The sequence below is a fragment of the Pseudomonas agronomica genome (assembly GCF_025917275.1).
Classification (GTDB): Bacteria; Pseudomonadota; Gammaproteobacteria; order Pseudomonadales; family Pseudomonadaceae; genus Aquipseudomonas; species Aquipseudomonas agronomica.
Genome location: NZ_JAOSHO010000949.1, coordinates 1 through 780, shown reverse-complemented (window position 1 = coordinate 780; position 780 = coordinate 1). Strand labels below are relative to the sequence as shown.

The following is a 780-nucleotide window of genomic DNA, read 5'->3' as shown; positions in this document are numbered from 1 at the left end:
GGCACACTTCAATCATGACCATCATCATGCCTGTCAGGTCAGCAATCGTAAAGAGCGAAATATTATGATCGATAATTATTCTGGAGCGTTCACCCACCTTCTGGCAGGAGCTCCCTCTTGGTGCAATGATATAGTCAATCGAGTACGGCTTATCAGTAAACAGCTCCTCAATATCTTTAATTATCATTTCAATTGCAGTTTGTCCTTGCATTTTGCCTATCCTTGCCGACTTCCATATTTATTACGTATGGAGCGAGTTTTTAAGGCGCGCTAATTAGCACTCCATTTACACAGCTGCGCTGAAGACTGTTAGATCCCGAGGATATCGCCACTTCGACGCCGCTGTTAACTGCGCCTTCCCGGATCCCGCCGTTATCGCTAAAAACCAAGGCAGCCACCCGCACCAAGTTGGTGTCCCTCGAACTCACCGACAGGTCTGTGAAGACGAATAGTGGACTCGCGGCGGCCTACGATTCAATAGTAGGCCTTGCTAACAGTCATTCCAGCACTCTAAATGTTAGGTATGGGAACGCTAACAGGTCGCCCATTAAATTTGCCCTCCAACACCCTTGAACTTATCAACAAAAATAGCAACCTTGTGAAAGACACTTTGTTTTTTTGCCAAATAAGCCGGATTGAGTGGGCTCATTTTAGGCAAAACGGTATTGAGCTCAGTTCCACTATCGCTAGCAAACTCCCTTTTTAGTGAAGTGGCAATGTAGCGTTTAGCCGCCACTTCATTCAGTTCCTCATCGCTGATTAGCTCTTGGGCCTCGCGCC

General features: G+C 46.8%; 2 protein-coding genes. Both read right to left on the bottom strand.

Translation table 11 applies throughout. The features are described from left to right. A partial coding sequence (locus OC610_RS28310) for a hypothetical protein (RefSeq protein ID WP_264433008.1) occupies positions 1–211 on the bottom strand: 211 nt, incomplete at its 3' end. Positions 212–547: 336 nt separating this feature from the next. Continuing rightward, a partial coding sequence (locus tag OC610_RS28305) for a type I restriction endonuclease subunit R, EcoR124 family (protein ID WP_264433004.1) occupies positions 548–780 on the bottom strand: 233 nt, incomplete at its 5' end.